Source organism: Halodesulfovibrio sp., assembly GCF_025210605.1.
In the GTDB taxonomy this organism is placed as follows: Bacteria; Desulfobacterota; Desulfovibrionia; order Desulfovibrionales; family Desulfovibrionaceae; genus Halodesulfovibrio.
In genome coordinates this window covers 1-17,773 of the sequence record NZ_JAOARI010000020.1, presented here as the reverse complement: position 1 = coordinate 17,773, position 17,773 = coordinate 1, and the positions used below count along the sequence as shown (strand labels likewise).

Genomic DNA, 17,773 nt, shown 5'->3' with positions numbered 1-17,773 from the left:
AACGACGCGGTGCAGCTTTTAAGGCAGTCTACGCGGCGATTACTTTACCTGTACCTTTCATTGGGATTGGATATTGTAATTGCAAAGAGTTGCGATACTGTACGACAAGGATATTTGTTAAGAGACTGGAATTACAACCTTTGGAGACGTAATGAACCTTTTGCCTATTAAACGAGCATTGTTGAGTGTTACAGACAAGTCTGGACTGGTCGAATTTGCGACTTTTTTGAGCGAACATGGTGTAGAGCTGGTTTCCACCGGCGGTACTGCCCGCATGCTTAAAGAAGCAGGGCTGAAGGTTACCCCAGTAAGTGATGTTACCGGATTTCCTGAGATTCTCGGTGGAAGGGTGAAAACTCTTAATCCGTTTATTCACGGTGGTATTCTTGCAGATAAGGATAACCCAGAGCATCTTGAAACGCTTAAAGAACACAATATTGCAGCGTTCGATTTGATTGTGGTTAACCTGTATAATTTTGAAGACGCAGCGGCTCGCGGGCTTGATTTACGCGGTGCTGTGGAACAAATTGATATTGGCGGCCCTTGTATGCTTCGTGCGGCTGCAAAGAACTTCCATTCAATTCTCGTGCTGCCTGATCCTGCACAGTATGCTACAGTGCAAAAAGAATTACTCGAAAATGATATGCGTGTAGGGCTTGCGCTTCGTCGCGATATGGCGGTAAAAACATTCGCGCGTACTTCTCAGTACGATGGAATGATTACGGAGTATCTTGCTAGCAAAGATATTTAATACATATAAAAGATATGCCTCCGGCGGCTGAGGGGGAACCTCGTTTAGATTGATGACAAACCAGCACATTGCTGCGTTTCTTTAAAAAAGCCGAATTTTCGCATACGGTTCTGTACGTATCGACCTTGGCTTTTTTCGAGCCTTGCACTGTTCAGCTTTGCCTCAATCTAAATCTTTTTGCGATAAACGAGGTTACCCCTCAGACTTCCCCTCCTGAAAAACCATTAGGGTTTTGATGATAGGCGATGTGCTATGGATAGTGGGTGTAAGCCGAGTTTGCTGTTAAAAAACAGGATGGCTCGCAGTTAAAAGTTTTTGGAGAGTCCAGAGAAGCCTTTTTACAAAAAGGTTCTCTGGCCGCCGGAGGCATCCCGCTCCCCGCCGGAGGCAATAGACACAACAGGAGTTCGTCATAGCCTCCAAGGTTCTCGGCAACACACAGGGACTCAAACCGAGTCAGTTAAAATCTCTCCAGCGGCTTTTTGCCCGCCGTTATCCAGTAAAAGAGGGATATACTTCCGATCAGGCGCATGAGCTTGCGGCGCTTTCCCGCAGCGTCGGCAGACAGATAGCCTTGCTCATCGACCGCCAAGGCAAGCCGCAGATGGTACTGGTGGGTGACACCGGCGCTATCTATATCCCGGAGCTTCCTCGCGCCCGTTCCAGCAGCGACCGTTTACGCGGTTTGCGTCTTATTCATACTCACTTGAACGATGCACTTCTTTCGCAGGAAGACTTGATGGACATGCTGTTCCTGCGGTTAGATTCTATTTCAGTTCTCACCGTTGATGGCATGGGTGCACCCGGTGCTTTCCAGTCTGCACATATACTACCTGTAGCTTCTGCGGATGGCACATCGTACAATGTACATGAACCAACCTCGTGGGAAAAAGTCGATATCGATTTTGAAGCGCAGACTGAAGCATTAGAAGCAGAACTTGCGCGTACCGCAGACAGCGCCCGCAAACAGGGTGGCGCTGAACACGCCGTATTAGTAAGTGTAAGCACGTTGCCGAAAGATGTTCAGGAATCTCATTTGAACGAACTTGCTGATCTTGCAGATACTGCCGGTGTTACTGTTGCAGGCAGGCTTGTGCAGCGAGTGCATCAGGTGAACCACAAATTTATTATGGGGAAAGGTAAACTTGCAGAGTTGGAAATTCTTTGTCTGCAAGGCAACGCCTCTATGATTATTTTTGACGGTGAACTTTCTCCAGCTCAGCTGCGTAACCTTACTGAAGTAACCGAACGTAAGGTAATCGACAGAACGCAGCTTATCCTCGATATTTTTGCACAGCATGCCACAACCCGTGCGGGTAAATTGCAGGTCGAGATGGCGCAGTTGCAATATGCTTTGCCGCGTCTTGTCGGTAAAAACCGTGCAATGGATAGACTTATGGGTGGCATCGGCGGGCGAGGGCCGGGTGAAACAAAACTCGAAACCGACCGTCGTAAGGTGCGTGACCGTATAGCTCGTTTCAAAAAAGAACTGACTGCATTACGAAAACAGCGTGCGTATGCCCGTGATCGTCGTAACAAAGCCCGTGTTCCTGTAGCGGCTCTTGTTGGATACACGAATGCTGGCAAATCAACGACGTTGAATGCGCTAACCAATTCAACAGTGCTTGCAGAAAACAAATTGTTTGCAACGCTTGATCCTACAACACGTCGTCTGCGTTTTCCTGAAGAGCGTGAATTGATTTTGACGGACACAGTAGGATTTATCCGAAATCTTCCAAAAGAATTGCGGGAAGCATTTCGTGCAACGCTAGAAGAGCTTGAAGCAGCAGATTTGTTGCTGCATGTGGCAGATTCTGGGCACCCAGAGCTTGAAAAGCAGGTTGCAGCGGTTGAGCGTATTCTGGAAGATATGGACTTGCATGAAATTCCAACACTGCTGATTTTGAACAAATGGGATACGCTCGATGAAGAGCAGCAAGATGCATTAACGCATTTGTATCCGAAAGCTATTCACATTGCTGCCAAAACCCGATTGGGGCTTGATGAACTTTCTCAGACGATTATTAATCGTATTGACTGGGAACGCGGCATGGTAAAATAGGTTAGATTACCAATAAAAAAAGCGCTCTTACGGATACTATCCGTAAGAGCGCTTTTTTTATTTTCAAAGGATGGCAAGGGGTTCAGTTGTGCTGAATATTCCTTGCTACAAAAGACAAAGGCTTGAGGAGCCACCTCAAGCCGAAATATGTCTTTAGTGAATTTAAGAAGTACTTTTTGTATAGCATGATATGTGCCAAAAATATCAATGCCCGCTGTGATTGCTTAACTCTTTGATATGTATGGCTTAATTGTTTTTGGGTGATTTGTTTGTGAAATCTAAGGGTAGAAAAAATTGTACCAGCAGGGGGGAAGCCTAGAAAAAGTAGTATAATTTTTTGCACGGACTGAGGATGTCACATGAGCGATGAGCGTATTTTTGATTATAACATGTTATAATCTAATGCGAAAAACTATTTTTCAAAGGTGTGGCAGACAGCTGTTGCATACGATTTTTGTTGTACTCATTTACTATTACCCCCGAATTTAAAGGGGTAGCGAGAATGCTCATTAGGATATGAGACGGTCAAAAAAAATTGGGGAACGATTTTGACGTACGTTCCAAAAAAGTTCTTAGCAGTTGAGTGCACGTTGTAAAAATGCGTAATAGAAGCCAAGGAAATATGTAGCGGCTGATGAGCATGTTTGCATAGCTGTACTTGTGCTATTTTGGCGATGAACCAAGATATAGCTTGAAATACCTAAGCTAGGTAGATGGTCTATAACATTAGAATACGATAAATGGTTTAGCCTTTAAATTGCGTATGTTTCGTGGAACTATCTAACGGGGTAAAAAAAATTTTACCTTCGCGCATTTCACAGTCGTTCTTTATAACGCAAAAACATGAGAAAAAAAAAGCATAGAATAATAGAGGGCTACGCACCGGCATTATGACGGAATGAGAAGACGGGATTTTGTATTCTGCGGAAATGATACGATGAATGTGCCTGCTGCTTTCCGTGATGCGTATGATTCATTTTGATTGGACAGATCATAATCATGTGTTACTTTATTAGTAACTGATGAGAACTGTGGATCGTCTCTAGGCTTGTCAGGGTAGAGGCTATCACAGATGGCTCAAGCGCAGTATAAAGCGATGCAGGCATCTATCCCCTCAGAATGCGCGGGCGCGATGTGACCTGTCAGGAGCACACGCGAATGGTTGATCCTCGACCAGCGCATACCGTGTCTAAGGCGTTTTTGAGAATAACCTCAACAGGAGGTGTTACACTACGGAAAATCGGTCTGACCATAATGGCAAATAGAGTTGCCCCTGCCGCGGGGAGGGATTGTTACCCCAAAGTTCGTGCACAGCATAGGTTTTAGAGGTTGCCTCTTTAACACACCGGTCACCGGAAATTGTGCACTTTTTTTGTGCGGTAGGACTGGGATCAAGCCCAAAGTAACCATGCTGCTACATTGCGTGTGGCAGGTATACGTTGAAGGTTGAGCCTTGTTTTTTAGCAGAGGTTACAGAAATTGTACCGCTGTGATTGTTCGTAATAATAAAATATGAAACAGAAAGCCCAAGCCCAGTGCCGTCTCCAACCGGTTTTGTTGTGTAGAATGGTTCAAAAATACGCTTACGCACATCTTCGTCCATTCCTGGGCCGTTATCTGCCACAGTAATCATTACGCCGGAAGCTGACTGCTGAGTCGTGATAACAATTGTAGGCTTCTCTACTGCTGGAGTCATGGAAGTAAATGCCTGCGCAGCATTTTTAAGCAAATTGAGAAGAACTTGTTCAATTTCCTGTGGTGCGCAAGAAATTTGAGAAACAGACTCGTCAAATTCTTTGATAATCGTAATTTTGCTGAATTGTTGTTCCGTTTTCAGCAGATAATCGTTTGCTGCAAGGTCTATTGATTTCTCAATAATTTCATGAATGTTTGCAGGAACTCGCAGCGTGTCAGAGCTTCTGCTAAATTCAAGCATATTTGAAATAATAGATGCTGCACGCCTTCCACTCTCTGTGATATCATCAAGAAGACCGAATATTTGCCGTTTCTTCATGTACTCATTTATTTGTTCAAGAGATATTCCTAATTCTTCGGCTGCGTTAACGTTTGGCGTAAGCTCTGTACTGAAGCGACGTTGTACATTGACTGCCCCTTGGAGAATCCCCCCGAGCGGATTGTTGATTTCATGCGCCATGCCTGCGGCGAGTCCGCTGATGGAAGCCATTTTTTCTGTTTGAATAATGCGTTCTTCCATCCGTAATCGTTTAGTAATGTCATCAATTCGCAGTACGGCGATGTGTTCGCTGCTGATGGTAACCGGAAAAATAACAATGTCATAGGTAACCGGAACACCTTTTCGAATGGATGTTACTTTGGGTACTGTGACCGGAACGACATTTGTTAACGATTCGTGGATATGCTTTTCGATGAAGGATAGTTCAGGAAGCAGTTGTCTGAAGCGTTTTCCTTCTGCATCGCTAGCGCTAATGGCAGTGCTGTCCTCAACGGTGTCATTCCAGAGCGTTACTGTCATCTGCTCTGTTACTCCGACAATGAGTGACGGCATGCAGTTAATAATATTTTGCAGCATTTCTTTAGTAGAAATAAGGCGCTGTTCTGCATGTTTCTTGGGGGTAATGTCTGAATGAGTGCAAATAAATCGGTAGGGTTCTCCATCTCGATTGTTAAGCACTTGACCTCTCCCAAGAAGCCAACGGTACTTTCCATCTTTGTGGAGCATTCTATATTCAACCTCTGAGCGACCGGATGCATCATAGATATAGCCGTCAAACAGTAGTCGGCTGATGTTTCGATCATCAGGGTGCACTCGTTCAAGCCAAGCTGCAAGAGAGTTTGTCAGTTCTGCATCTGCATAGCCTAGCAACTCTTTCCAGCGCGGGGTATAGATTAAAAAGTCCTGCCCGAAGTTACGGTCAATAATGCCGTCCATTGTGCTTGCGGCAATAAGACTGAACTGCTCCTGACTTGTACGCAGTTGGTATTCAACATGCTTTCGTTCTTCAATATTTTCTTGCAGACGCTCGTTAATTTCAGTCAACTCAGTTTCGCGCAGTGCAACCTGCTTTGCCATTTCATTAAAATTTGTAGCAATCTGTTGTAATTCGCGAATACGCAGCGTCGGGTAGTGGTCAGAATAGGTTCCCGCCCGTAGCTGGTCTATCATTTCACTTAGTTGTTTGAGCGGTCTTTTGAGATATATCTCTAATATTTTTTGCGTCAAAATGAGGATAGCAATAAGTAAAAGCGCAAGAATAGCGATATCATGCAGTAGCTTGGTGAGTTGTCTTTCTTTAAATGCAGTAAAGCTGAGGTGTGTCGTAATTCTACCAATTTGCTGATTGTTGTGAAAAATATTTCGGGAAATGACAGTGTCGGTAGGAGTTTTAGTATCACTTATGTAATCAGCAATAAGTTTTCCATCCGGTTCTTCAATGCGGATGCGTAGTACGGTTTCAGATTCAGAAAATACAGAGATAACGCGTTCAACAGTATCTTGGTCAACATTCCATACAGGGAGTGAAAGGATTTCTGCAAGATTATCTATTCGTGAATTTGTTTCATTTTGCACTACTGTTAGAGCGTGTCGGTAGATTTGAGAGTAGTGATAGATTCCTATCAACATCATCGTTGCGCATACAATAGCAATTATACCAAGTAATAGATTGCGGGAAAGAGAAGAACCGCGAAAGAATCGTACGATGTTGTTGGTTTTGGAGCTTTGCATGCATTCCCCTGTAATTTCTATGCAAAATAAACGAACACTGCGTAAAAGAACTACAAGAATATAGAAAAGATATAAATAGTCAATAATGGAGAGCTACTACAGGCTATCGTGTGTTTGTGATAAAGATACTTCCTGCTGTAGTGAAAAAGTATAAAAAAATTAGATAGTATAGATTATTGATCGTACTGTGACCTTTGTAAGCGCTGTAGAAAAACAGAGGCTGACATTACTATTGATACGAAGAATGCGTTTTTTGATGCATAATCCTGCAATGGATTACCGTAAGTTGCTTGCTGCCGACTTTGCTAACAGTATCGGCAAGCTTTGGGTACTTGACTCTAAAGCGGTAATGAGCAAAGTATTCCGACTTGGATGTACGATAAAAACGACAGAGAGTGTGCTCTCTGCTATATAATAAAGGATGGACTATGGGGTTCTTTTCGAAACTGAAACGACTTTGGACAACTGAGGATTCTCCTGAACAGCAAACGCCGGAAGGTGTTGTAGAAGAATCAACGGATTCTGAACAGGTAGCTGCTGAAGAGGCGCAGGAAGATTCGCAAGCCGAAACTGTCGAACTTGAGGAACAGGTAGAGGACAGTGAGACTGTTGAAGTTGTTTCGGAGCCTGAAGAAGAGCCTGCTGGTGAGCAGGTAGAAATTACGCTGACACCGGAATTTATTCTTACAGAAGAACCTGAGGCTGAAGCTGAAGTTTTAATAGAGCCAGAAATTGAAGAGCTGCCTGTTATTGAGCCAGAAATCGCCGTTGAACAGGAAGCTATCGTTGAGCCATCAGTTGAAGTTGAAGAAGTTGTTGAACCTGAAGTTGCAGAAATCGAAGTTCCTGCTGAACCGGTGTCTGTAGCCGAGCCAGAAGTCGTTGTAGAACCAGAGCCAACTCCAGAGCCAGAAGTAATTGAGCCAGAAGTCATTTCAGAACCTGTAGTGGAATCTGTTCCTGAGCCTGCACCTGTTGCAGCTATGGAGCCTGCTACTCCTGAAACGGCCACCGTTGTAGCAGACGATCAACCTCAGTGGCAGAAAGACCTCACTGTTGCATTGCGTGGCGCTGAGCCAAAGCTTTCCGTTTGGCTTGAGCATGTGTTGGATGGCATTGAGGAAGTTGGTGACCCGTTATGGGAACGCCTCCGTTTCTTCTTTGATGCTCTTGATGCTCCAAAAAATGAAGCTGAAGAATTTATTACTAAGTTTGCAGACTGGCTCGATGACATGGAATATGACTATGTCAGCGATTTTCGTTCCGAACTTCAGTATCGCTTGGCACTTGCTCTTGATCTTGAAGATGAAGAAGACGAACGTTCACGTTTGTTCTTAAAACTCTCCGAAGGTCTTTCCAAAACTAAAGAGCAAATTACAAAGCAGATTGACGGGTTGCTTGCAACGCATTCAGAGATTGATGAATCTTTCTGGGAAGAGTTTGAAGAAATTCTCATTATGTCTGACGTTGGTTTTGAACCGACGATGAAGCTCGTTGAGCGTCTGCGTGAGCGTGTACGCAAGGCAGGTACAAAAGACCCAGCGAAATTTAAAGAATTTATGCGCGAAGAACTGGAAGAAATCTTCAAAACAGGTCCTCGCATCACTGCCGTTAACATGCCGGAAGTTGTTCTTATGGTTGGTGTTAACGGTGTTGGTAAAACAACTACGATTGCAAAGCTTGCGTACCGTGCCCAGCTTCAGGGTAAAAAAGTGCTTATCGCCGCAGGTGATACCTTCCGCGCCGCCGCTATTGAACAGTTGCAGGTATGGGCAGATCGTATTGGAGTAGATTTCCATGCTAAGTCTGCGAACTCTGACCCAGCCGCTGTAGCCTATGAAGCAGTGGAAAAAGCAGTAGAAGGCGGCTACGACCTTCTGTTTGTTGACACCGCCGGACGTCTTCAGACCAAGGTAGGTTTGATGGACGAGTTACAGAAAATTCGTAATGTTCTCGGCAAAAAGCATGAAGGCGCACCGCATCGTACTATTCTTACAATTGATGCAACAACCGGTCAGAATGCGCTGTCACAAACTAAGCTGTTTAATGAAGTTGCTCATCTTGATGAGATCATTCTTACAAAGCTTGATGGCACTGCAAAAGGCGGTATCGTTGTAGCAATCGCAATGGAATTTAATCTTCCGATTACCTACATTGGACTTGGTGAGAAAATGGAAGACCTCAGACCGTTTAATGGTGCGGACTTCGCGACAGCATTACTCGGACTTGAGGATACGCCTGAAGCATAAGTTGAGTCTGGCAGCGGATAGCAATGCTTATTAGCTATAACACATTGCTATACTAAACCGTATATTCGCTAGGTAAGACGGACGGGGAGACCTGTCCGTCTTTTTTTAGACAGGAGAAGAAAGGCATGATTCCAAACGATTGGTGCGAAGCTGTCCCGTATTTTCGAGAAGGCAGGCACGAACGCATTCTGCAAAAAGTGGCAGAGCTGCGCAAAAAGAACACAATTTTCCCACCTGAGGATCAAGTTTTTGCAGCACTTCAGGCTGTGCCTTTCAATAAGGTGCGCGTTGTTATCTTGGGGCAGGACCCGTATCACGGTGCAGGGCAAGCACATGGTTTATCGTTTTCCGTGCAGGAAGGTGCAAAATTTCCGCCATCGCTCAGAAATATTTTCAAGGAAATTGATGCAGAGTTTCACAACGGAGTGAAGCGCGAAGTTCCAACTGACCTTACTCGTTGGGCTAAGCAAGGTGTCCTTCTTCTTAACGCAACCCTAACGGTTCAAGAAGGCAAAGCTGCATCGCATGCAAAGCTTGGTTGGAATGCCGTGACAGATGATATCATCAAGGCAGTTAGCCGGAATCGCTCCAATCTCGTGTTTCTTCTTTGGGGAAAACATGCACAAGATAAACGACCATTGATTGCCGATAACAACCACTGCATTCTTGAATCAGTGCATCCGTCGCCGCTGTCAGCATCGCGAGGTTTCTTTGGTTGCAATCACTTCATCCTTACAAATGATTGGCTTCGTGAACATAACCAGCCTGCGATTGATTGGTAATATGATTGTGTAGTTTCGTAGGTTTTGAGATGTCTTTGACGGGCAGGCGGGCGCCGCCCCCTGCACCCCCGCAAGGGGACGCGTCCCCTTGACCCCGATTAGGGGAATGTTTTTTGGAACTGTGCTAATAATTATAATTTCTTTGAATTGAAGAATGCATAAAGGGCTGACCTGCATCTACAGGACAGCCCTTGTTTTTTTATTGAGTATGGTAGTGGCGCGTAAGCCGCGAGGTATTGTAAGAAACGTGCTGATCTCGCAAGTAAAAGTCTTTGGAGATTTTCAAGAACCTTTCTTCGAGAAAGCTTCTTGAAGCCCGCGGCGGCGCCGTCGGCGACCTTTTTAATCATCATTAGCATGTGCGTATTCGGCATGCCTTCGGCGAGTCTGCGACGGGCAGGCGGGCGCTGCCCCCTGCACCCCCGCAAAGGGACGCGTCCCCTTGACCCGATTAGGAGAATGTTTTTGGGAACTGTGCGAATAATTATAATTTCCTTGAATTGAAGAATGCATAAAGGGCTGACCTGCATATACAGGGCAGCCCTTGTTTTTTTATTGAGTAAGGTAGTGGCGCGTAAGCCGCGAGGTGTTGTAAGAAACGTGCTGATCTCGCGGGTAAAAGTCTTTGGAGATTTTTAAGAACCTTTCTTCGAGAAGGTTCTTGAAGCCCGCGGCGGCGCCGTCGGAGACCTTTTTAATCATCATTAGCATGTGCGCAGTCGGTATGCCTTCGGCGAGTCTCCGACGGGCAGGTGGGCGCCGCCCCCTGCACCCCCGCAAGGGGACGCGTCCCCTTGACCCCGATTAGGGGAATGTTTTTTGGAACTGTGCGAATAATTTTAATTTCTTCGAATTGAAGAATGCATAAAGGGCTGACCTGCATATACAGGACAGCCCTTGTTTTTTTATTGAGTAAGGTAGTGGCGCGTAAGCCGCGAGGTGTTGTAAGAGACGTGCTGATCTCGCGGGTAAAAGTCTTTGGAGATTTTCAAGAACCTTTCTTCGAGAAAGGTTCTTGAAGCCCGCGGCAGCGCCGTCGGAGACTTTTTCAAGCAGCGCCCGCCTGCTCGTCGAAGACCTTTTCTCTTAACAAATACGCGGTAGCTGCTCACCTTCAAGCATGTTGAGCAGCCGATGCCCGCCGAGAGGCGTTTCGAGAATAACTTGTCCGGCTTTACCGGGTGAAGTTTCTGGGTCGAGCACTGTACCTACTTGTGTTGCGCCTTCACCGTATTTCATTGATCGCATGAGTTTTAATGCTGCCTCTGCTTTTTCTTGCGGAAGAATGCAGATGAGCTTGCCTTCGTTTGCGAGGTAGAACGGGTCAAGACCGAGGAACGAACAGCCGTTACGGACAGATTCGCGCACGGGAACTTGGTTTTCAACAAGTTTAATGCTGACGTTGGACTGTCCGGCAATTTCGTTGAGTGTTGTGGCAAGACCACCGCGTGTCGGGTCACGCAGTACGTGGATGTCGCCGATTTCGGTAATAAGTGCTTCGATGATGTGGTTAAGGGGCGCAGAATCACTTTGCACATCGGTGGCAAAATTCAGTCCTTCGCGGTTGGAAAGAACGGTGAGTCCATGATCGCCCATTGTGCCGGAAACAAGGATAGCGTCTCCAGCTTTTGCGTGCGCACCGGATGTTGCTTCTGGAAGAATCAGTTCGCCGATGCCGGTTGTGTTGATGAAGATTTTATCAACGCAGCCGCGTGGTACAACCTTGGTATCACCTGTGACGATGAGAACATTTGCTTCTTTGGCTGCTTCTGCCATTTCGATAACAATTTTTTCCAGCGTGCTCATTTCCAGCCCTTCTTCAATAATGAAGCCGCAAGAAAGATAACGTGGGGTTGCGCCGAGCATGGCTACGTCGTTAACAGTGCCGTGCACTGCCAGTGTGCCAATGTTGCCGCCGGGGAAAAAAATCGGGTCGACAGTATAGCTGTCTGTACTCATGGTGACAGGGCCGGAAATGTCCAGCAGAGCGGCATCGTTCATTTCGTTAAGAATTGGATTGCCGAAGTGTTTAAAAAAGAGGTCGCCAATGAGACGGTTGGAAGCCATACCTCCGCTTCCGTGATCGAGAAGGAGTGTAGATTCGCTCATGATTATTCTGTCACCTGATATTTGAAGTAGGCCGCACAGCTGCCCTCTGTGGAAACCATGCAAGGGCCTACCGGTTTTGCAGGGGTACATGCTTTAGCGAATAATGGACAGTCGTTCGGCTGCATTTTTCCTTTAAGCACTTCTCCGCATTTACAGCCCGGAGTTTGCGGAACATCTGTCAGAGTAATGTTCAACGCTTTAAGGGCATCGAAATTTTCGTATTCGTCGTTAATAACCAGACCGCTTTCTGGAATAGTGCCAACCCCGCGCCATTGTGCTTCTGCAACATTAAATACAGAGAACATAATTTCGCGTGCTTTGGCATTGCCAGAATCAGAAACAGCGCGTTTGTACTGGTTTACAATAGATGCTTTACCCTGTTTGCGTTGTTCGATCATTATCAGCAACGATTCCAGAATATCGACAGGGTCAAATCCGGTGATAACGCCCGGTGTGTTGTAGCGCTCAGCCACAAAGTGGTACGGCTCCATTCCGAGAATAGTAGATACGTGCCCCGGCAGAAGGAAAGCATCGACCGCACATTCAGGGTCATCAAGAAGCACTTTAAGTGCAGGTGGTACCAGCTTGTGGAATGAAAGCACCTTGAAGTTTGTGAGGTTTTGATGCTTTGCCATCTGGATGGAAGCAGCAATGGTCGGTGCTGTTGTTTCAAACCCTACCCCAAGGAATACTACAGTGTCGTTCGGATTATCTTGAGCAAGCTTGAGTGCATCGAGTGGAGAGTATACTATCTCAATACGTGCGCCTTCAGCTTTAGCAAGCTTCAGGTTACGCCCTTTGGGACCGGGAACGCGCATAAGGTCACCAAAAGTAGCGAGAATTACGCCGTCTTTTCCTGCCAGATCAAGAAATGCTGCAACTTCACTCTCGTGTGTGACACACACAGGGCAGCCGGGACCGGACAGGTGCACGATTTCTTTTGGTAGTAACGGGCGAAGACCACTCTGGAAAATTGCTACAGTATGCGTGCCGCAGACTTCCATAAAACGAAGCGGAGAATCAAGCTCCTTATGCAGCTGATCCAGAAGTTTTTTACATAATTCTGGGTCTTTAAAGGAATCAGATACATTCATGGTATACATCCTTAAAACATGGTTGGATCATAGGAGACGCGGCAGGGTATCCGCACACTGAATACTGCTACGCTTTCAGTTTGGCGGTGTCAACGGGGTGAAAAAGTAGCGCTATATGCTGCCTTTGCTTTTTTTGCACCCACTTGCTACAAAAAGATGAAAGCCGTTCTTTTTTTGTAATTATCTTGCCGGACACACAGAGGTTTTTATGCGGTCACAGTCAAATTCTCAACAGACGCAATGTGCAAAGCGTAAGTCTCTTCCTTTTCACCATTTTCCTGTGAATCCGAAGTGGCATATCCCTTCCAATGCAGAGTGTAACGCGTTGTGGGATAAATATGATATGCCAGAACATATTCGGGCGCATAGCGAGCAGGTTGCACACATCGCCACCACGCTTGGTAAAGTTGCTGTGGAACGCGGGCTGAAAATTTCTGTGGAAAGCATTACGGCGAGTGCGTTACTGCACGATATCGCCAAGGCGTATACTATTGAATATGGTGGCGATCATGCATGGATTGGCGGCTCTATAGTGTTGTCTGAAACAGGTAACCCCTACGTTGCGCAAGGTGTCTTGCACCATGTGCATTGGGATTGGCCTGTAGATTCTGATTTGTGTTTTTTGCCGCTGGCTATTATCTACGCAGACAAGCGTGTGATGCATGATTGCGTTGTATCGCTTGATGAACGCTTTGAAGATCTTGTTGTCCGTTATGGAAAATCAGACAAGATTATTGAAAATATAATGAAAGCAAAGGTGCTTGCCAAAAAAATTGAGCAAGCCTTTTCCGAACAGTTAGGAATTTCGTTACATGAACATTCTTTTAATCGCGGGCGGCTGGTCTAGCGAGCGTGAAGTTTCGCTTAATGGTGCCAAAGGAATACACGAAGCGCTGCTTCGTCTTGGGCATTCAGTTACTTTTTTTGATCCGCAGCATTCTCTCGATGGACTGCTTGACGCTGCGCGGGAGCATGACTTTGCGTTTATTAACCTGCACGGTTCTCCGGGGGAAGACGGTATGGTGCAGGCTATGTTGGCTTCCGTCCGTTGCCCGTTTCAGGGAAGTTGTGCCACTGGTTCATTCCTTGCGCTTAATAAATCTGTTTCTAAACAGATTTTTCTTGATAACGGACTGCCAACTGCCGAGTGGGAGTTTTTAGCGAAACGTCCGTCTGAAGAATGGCGCCCTAAATTTTCGTATCCAGTATTTATAAAATCAAACACAGGCGGCTCAAGCCTGGGACTTTCACGCGTTGCGTGTGAAAGTGAACTTGCAGATTCCCTTGATGCCTTATTCGCAACCGAAAGCGAGCTTATTGTCGAGCCGCTAATTGAAGGTGTAGAAGTTACCTGTGGCGTGCTTGGTGATATTGCGCTTCCTCCGATTCTTATTGAACCGGCAGACGGTTCTATCTTTTTTGATTACGAAGCAAAATATCGTCCGGGTGGTGCTAGGGAGATTTGTCCTGCCCCATTGCCGGAAGCAATTACAGCTCAGGTGCAGGATTTTGCTTTAAAAGCCCACAATGCTCTTGGACTGCGTGGTTACAGCCGGGCAGATTTTATTTATTCACCGGACGGCAGTTTGCACTTACTGGAGGTAAATACCTTACCGGGTATGACTGCCACAAGTTTACTCCCTCAGGAAGCCGCTGCAATCGGACTTTCTTTTGATGACCTTATCGCAAGATTGATTGAACTTGGATTAGCCGCGCAGCAGTAGTGTTGCGCTTTTAGCTGCAACGGAGTGTTCCGGCTGCTGCCTGAACTGTTCTTTTTTCGTGCTCTGTTCGGTGTTGTCATGTGCTTAGCGTAAGAAATTACCTAAAGCAGACTCACTCTCAAACTTAGGATGCCTTATGAGCCTTGGATTCTCGCACAATATGATGCTTGCAGCCTATGGGACTGCATGGCGTATTGCCCGACCTGTTCTTGATCGCAATAAACGTTTGAAACATGGACTCTCCCAACGGCTTGTGCCGTATGGCTGGTCAAAACGGGCACATGTGTGGATTCAGGCTGCCTCTGGTGGTGAGGCATTTCTTGCGTGGCAAATGCTTCGCGAGATGCCGGACGATCAGCAGCTGACTATTCTGCTTACATCATGCACCAAGCAGGGGATTGAAGTTTTAGAGAAAGCTAAGGCATGGGCAGCTCAAGAAAAAAGTTATCTTGATGTTCTTGTGAACTATTTTCCATATGACCAGCCGCACTTAATGAAACGCGCTGTAGAAATGGTAGCTCCGCAAACTGTTGTATTGCTTGAAACAGAGCTATGGCCGGGGCTTATGTCAGCCTGTACTGAAATGAATATCCCTGTTGCCGTGTTTAATGGTCGAATGAATCCTCGCTCCCTCGCTGGCTACCTTGCTACTCCAGAATTTTGGCGACGCATACGCCCGGCAATGGTACACGCTATTTCCGACAAAGATGCACGAAGATATGCAGCCCTTTTCGGTGAACAGGGCGTGTACACAATGAACAATATTAAATTCGACAGCGTATCCGTTGGTTCCAAGACGGCGAAAAACCCACTCGTGGGTAAGGTGCTCAAAAAGAATACGCCTCTGGTTGTGTTAGGGTCTGTGCGCGAAGAAGAAGAGTCTGATGTGCTGGAGCTTGTTCGTAGTCTCAAAGAAGCACGACCAAAGACAAGTATCGCGTTGTTTCCACGCCATATGGAACGTGTCGGTTTGTGGGAAATGATGTTGAACGGGGCACAACTCCCTGTTGTTCTGCGTTCAAAAATCACGGAACCTCCGGCTCCGGGCACCGTTATTTTATGGGACACGTTTGGTGAGCTTGGCTATGCGTATCAGCTTGCCCGCGCTGTTTTTGTGGGTGGGAGCCTTGCTCCGCTTGGCGGACAGAATTTCTTGGAGCCGCTTGCATGCGGCAAAAATCCGGTAATCGGCACCAGTTTTCATAACTTTCAGTGGGCAGCAGGCGTTATCGACGAAAAAATGGTCTACTCTATGGAAGATGTGGACGGTGTTTTTGCCCAGCTTATGCGAATTTTGAAACGCGCTGCAAAGCCTGAGGTTACTCGGAAACGTTTTTCAACATGGCTGCAAGAACGTCAGGGTGGGACAAAACAAGTTATGAACGCGCTTTGGCTGTTATTGAAGCGCGGTTAAGGTAATCTCATCTTTTTAAAACAAATTTTGTTGACAGAACAAAGAGTCTCGCTTTACAGTTTCCATATGCAGAAAACAAACAATTCATCCATTCTTTCTCTTCGTAATTGGTGGTGGCGCTGGTAATTAGCGCCGTGGATTGTTGTTGTTGTCTGCGTAAAAAATTTACGTAGAACTTACTAAAACCGCGGTAGTGCAAACTGACCGCGGTTTTTTTATGGTCTAAGCACTGCCGTAACATATTAAGGAGACTCATTATGTCTACAGCAGTGAACAATGACGTTACAGCAGCGGGTTTTTTTGGAGAATACGGCGGACAGTATGTTCCGGAACCGTTGAAGCCAGTTCTTGCAGAGCTCGAAGCAGCGTTCGAAAAATACCGTAACGATCCTGAATTTATCAAAGAGTACAACTACTACTTAACACAGTTTTCAGGTCGCGAAACTCCTCTCTATCTCTGTTCTAATCTTACCGAAAAGCTTGGTGGCGCAAAAATTTACCTTAAGCGTGAAGATTTGAACCACCTTGGTGCACATAAAGTAAACAATACAATCGGACAGATTTTGCTCGCAAAGCGTATGGGCAAGAAGCGCATCATTGCTGAAACCGGCGCAGGTCAGCATGGTGTTGCAACTGCTGCAACTGCTGCTCTCATGGGTATGGAATGTACCATTTACATGGGTGAAGTGGACATTGAGCGTCAGAAGCTTAACGTATTCCGCATGCAGATGATGGGTGCTAAAGTTGTAGCTGCAACTAGTGGACAGCGCACTTTGAAAGAAGCTGTTGACGAAGCTCTTGCAGAACTTGTTCAGTCTTCAGAAGACACCTTCTATCTCCTTGGTTCAGCAGTAGGGCCACATCCGTACCCGACAATCGTTCGCGAATTTCAGCATGTAATCAGTAAAGAAGCTAAACGTCAGATTCTTGAACAGGAAGGACGTTTGCCAGACTGTTGTCTTGCTTGTGTTGGTGGTGGTTCAAACGCAATCGGCATGTTCGCTGATTTTATTGAAGAAGAGGGCGTTCGTCTTATTGGAGTAGAGCCAGCGGGACGTAGCCTTGAATATGGTCAGCATGCTGCGTCATTAAGTCTTGGTGAACCGGGCATTATGCATGGATTTAATTCATACATGCTTAAAGATGAAAATGGTGAAGCCGCAGAAGTGTACTCTATTTCTGCTGGGTTGGACTACCCAAGCGTTGGGCCGGAACATGCATTCCTCAAAGATGCTGGTCGTGCTGAATATGCATATGTAAGTGATAAAGAGGCGATGGATGCATTCTTTGCCTTGTCACGCACAGAGGGTATCATTCCGGCAATTGAATCTTCCCATGCTCTTGCGCACGCAATGAAGCTGGCACCGCAGATGGGCAAAGATCAGATTATGATTGTCTGCCTTTCCGGTCGTGGGGACAAAGATGTTGCCCAGATTGAAGAGATGGTGTCAGCAGGCGAGATCGTTATTCCTAAGCTGTAAATTTTAGAGAATGCAAAAAAGCGGAGTGTCAGTAATGGTGCTCCGCTTTTTTTGTTTCCGACAGGCAGGCGAACGAAGGTGGGGTGTCTCCGACGGGCAGGCGGGCGCTGCCCCCTGCACCCCCGCAAGGGGACGCGTCCCCTTGACCCCGATTAGGTAAATTTTCTTTTATGCGGGATATGAAGTTGTTAGTCTTTTTCGACAGGTTATTTCAGCGTTAACTGGGGGAGATTTGATTTTTGCTTAGCGCTTTAATTAAATAAGGTAGTGGTGCGTAAGCCGCGAGGTGGTGTAAAAAAAGGGCTGACCTCGCGAGTAAAAGTCTTTGGAGATTTTCAAGAACCTTTCTTCGAGAAAGGTTCTTGAAGCCCGCGGCAGCGTCGTCGAAGACATCTTGAAAC

Annotated in this window: 12 protein-coding genes; 8 read left to right on the top strand and 4 right to left on the bottom strand. The window is 46.2% G+C overall.

Features of this window, described 5'->3' with window-relative positions; genetic code table 11:
- Positions 1-151: 151 nt before the first annotated feature.
- The gene (locus tag N4A56_RS08410) at positions 152-751 is read left to right on the top strand and encodes an IMP cyclohydrolase (RefSeq protein WP_293670278.1); all 600 of its coding nucleotides are present in this window, start codon (positions 152-154) and stop codon (positions 749-751) included.
- A 604-nt stretch (positions 752-1,355) separates the two neighbouring features.
- On the top strand, positions 1,356-2,813 hold the full coding sequence (hflX, locus tag N4A56_RS08405) for a GTPase HflX (protein ID WP_293670280.1): 1,458 nt from the start codon (positions 1,356-1,358) through the stop codon (positions 2,811-2,813).
- 1,414 nt (positions 2,814-4,227) lie between these two features.
- Here the strand turns inward: hflX and N4A56_RS08400 are convergent.
- Positions 4,228-6,519, bottom strand: coding sequence for an ATP-binding protein (locus N4A56_RS08400; RefSeq protein ID WP_293670281.1), 2,292 nt, complete (start codon positions 6,517-6,519; stop codon positions 4,228-4,230).
- Between the two features lie 428 nt (positions 6,520-6,947).
- On the opposite strand from N4A56_RS08400, the gene ftsY reads away from it, so the two are divergent.
- Together ftsY and ung are read left to right on the top strand one after the other, a co-directional pair.
- Entirely contained in the window at positions 6,948-8,768 is a 1,821-nt protein-coding gene (ftsY, locus tag N4A56_RS08395) for a signal recognition particle-docking protein FtsY (protein WP_295546487.1), read from the top strand.
- Positions 8,769-8,893: 125 nt separating this feature from the next.
- Entirely contained in the window at positions 8,894-9,550 is a 657-nt protein-coding gene (gene ung, locus N4A56_RS08390) for a uracil-DNA glycosylase (RefSeq protein ID WP_295546486.1), read from the top strand.
- Positions 9,551-10,636: 1,086 nt separating this feature from the next.
- Here ung and hypE read toward each other — a convergent pair.
- Positions 10,637-11,659, bottom strand: a complete 1,023-nt coding sequence (hypE, locus tag N4A56_RS08385; RefSeq protein WP_293668813.1) for a hydrogenase expression/formation protein HypE — start codon at positions 11,657-11,659, stop codon at positions 10,637-10,639.
- Positions 11,660-11,661: 2 nt separating this feature from the next.
- A complete protein-coding gene (hypD, locus tag N4A56_RS08380) occupies positions 11,662-12,753 on the bottom strand; it encodes a hydrogenase formation protein HypD (protein ID WP_295546485.1) in 1,092 nt (363 codons plus the stop codon).
- 208 nt (positions 12,754-12,961) lie between these two features.
- Here hypD and N4A56_RS08375 point away from each other — a divergent pair, with 208 nt between their 5' ends.
- The 4 genes from N4A56_RS08375 to trpB all read left to right on the top strand — a co-directional run bounded on the left by N4A56_RS08375 (position 12,962) and on the right by trpB (position 17,372).
- Positions 12,962-13,600: an HD domain-containing protein gene (locus tag N4A56_RS08375; protein WP_295546484.1), complete on the top strand. Its 639-nt coding sequence runs from the start codon at positions 12,962-12,964 to the stop codon at positions 13,598-13,600.
- Positions 13,566-14,477 (top strand): D-alanine--D-alanine ligase, encoded by a 912-nt coding sequence (locus N4A56_RS08370; RefSeq protein ID WP_295546483.1) that lies wholly within the window; start codon positions 13,566-13,568, stop codon positions 14,475-14,477. The genes N4A56_RS08375 and N4A56_RS08370 overlap by 35 nt, the downstream gene beginning before the upstream one ends.
- 136 nt (positions 14,478-14,613) lie before the next feature.
- Positions 14,614-15,891, top strand: a complete 1,278-nt coding sequence (locus N4A56_RS08365; protein WP_295546481.1) for a glycosyltransferase N-terminal domain-containing protein — start codon at positions 14,614-14,616, stop codon at positions 15,889-15,891.
- A 257-nt stretch (positions 15,892-16,148) separates the two neighbouring features.
- Positions 16,149-17,372: a tryptophan synthase subunit beta gene (gene trpB / locus N4A56_RS08360; RefSeq protein WP_293668807.1), complete on the top strand. Its 1,224-nt coding sequence runs from the start codon at positions 16,149-16,151 to the stop codon at positions 17,370-17,372.
- Positions 17,373-17,589: 217 nt separating this feature from the next.
- Here trpB and N4A56_RS08355 read toward each other — a convergent pair.
- Positions 17,590-17,773 (bottom strand): hypothetical protein (locus N4A56_RS08355; protein WP_295546479.1); only part of this gene is annotated, 184 nt, incomplete at its 5' end.

Bases quoted from the DNA above. Each gene is read 5' to 3' on its own strand.
- N4A56_RS08410 (WP_293670278.1), top strand. From the start codon at position 152: ATGAACCTTTTGCCTATTAAACGAGCATTGTTGAGTGTTACAGACAAG.
- hflX (WP_293670280.1), top strand. From the start codon at position 1,356: ATGGTACTGGTGGGTGACACCGGCGCTATCTATATCCCGGAGCTTCCT.
- N4A56_RS08400 (WP_293670281.1), bottom strand. From the start codon at position 6,519: ATGCAAAGCTCCAAAACCAACAACATCGTACGATTCTTTCGCGGTTCT.
- ftsY (WP_295546487.1), top strand. From the start codon at position 6,948: ATGGGGTTCTTTTCGAAACTGAAACGACTTTGGACAACTGAGGATTCT.
- ung (WP_295546486.1), top strand. From the start codon at position 8,894: ATGATTCCAAACGATTGGTGCGAAGCTGTCCCGTATTTTCGAGAAGGC.
- hypE (WP_293668813.1), bottom strand. From the start codon at position 11,659: ATGAGCGAATCTACACTCCTTCTCGATCACGGAAGCGGAGGTATGGCT.
- hypD (WP_295546485.1), bottom strand. From the start codon at position 12,753: ATGAATGTATCTGATTCCTTTAAAGACCCAGAATTATGTAAAAAACTT.
- N4A56_RS08375 (WP_295546484.1), top strand. From the start codon at position 12,962: ATGCGGTCACAGTCAAATTCTCAACAGACGCAATGTGCAAAGCGTAAG.
- N4A56_RS08370 (WP_295546483.1), top strand. From the start codon at position 13,566: ATGAACATTCTTTTAATCGCGGGCGGCTGGTCTAGCGAGCGTGAAGTT.
- N4A56_RS08365 (WP_295546481.1), top strand. From the start codon at position 14,614: ATGAGCCTTGGATTCTCGCACAATATGATGCTTGCAGCCTATGGGACT.
- trpB (WP_293668807.1), top strand. From the start codon at position 16,149: ATGTCTACAGCAGTGAACAATGACGTTACAGCAGCGGGTTTTTTTGGA.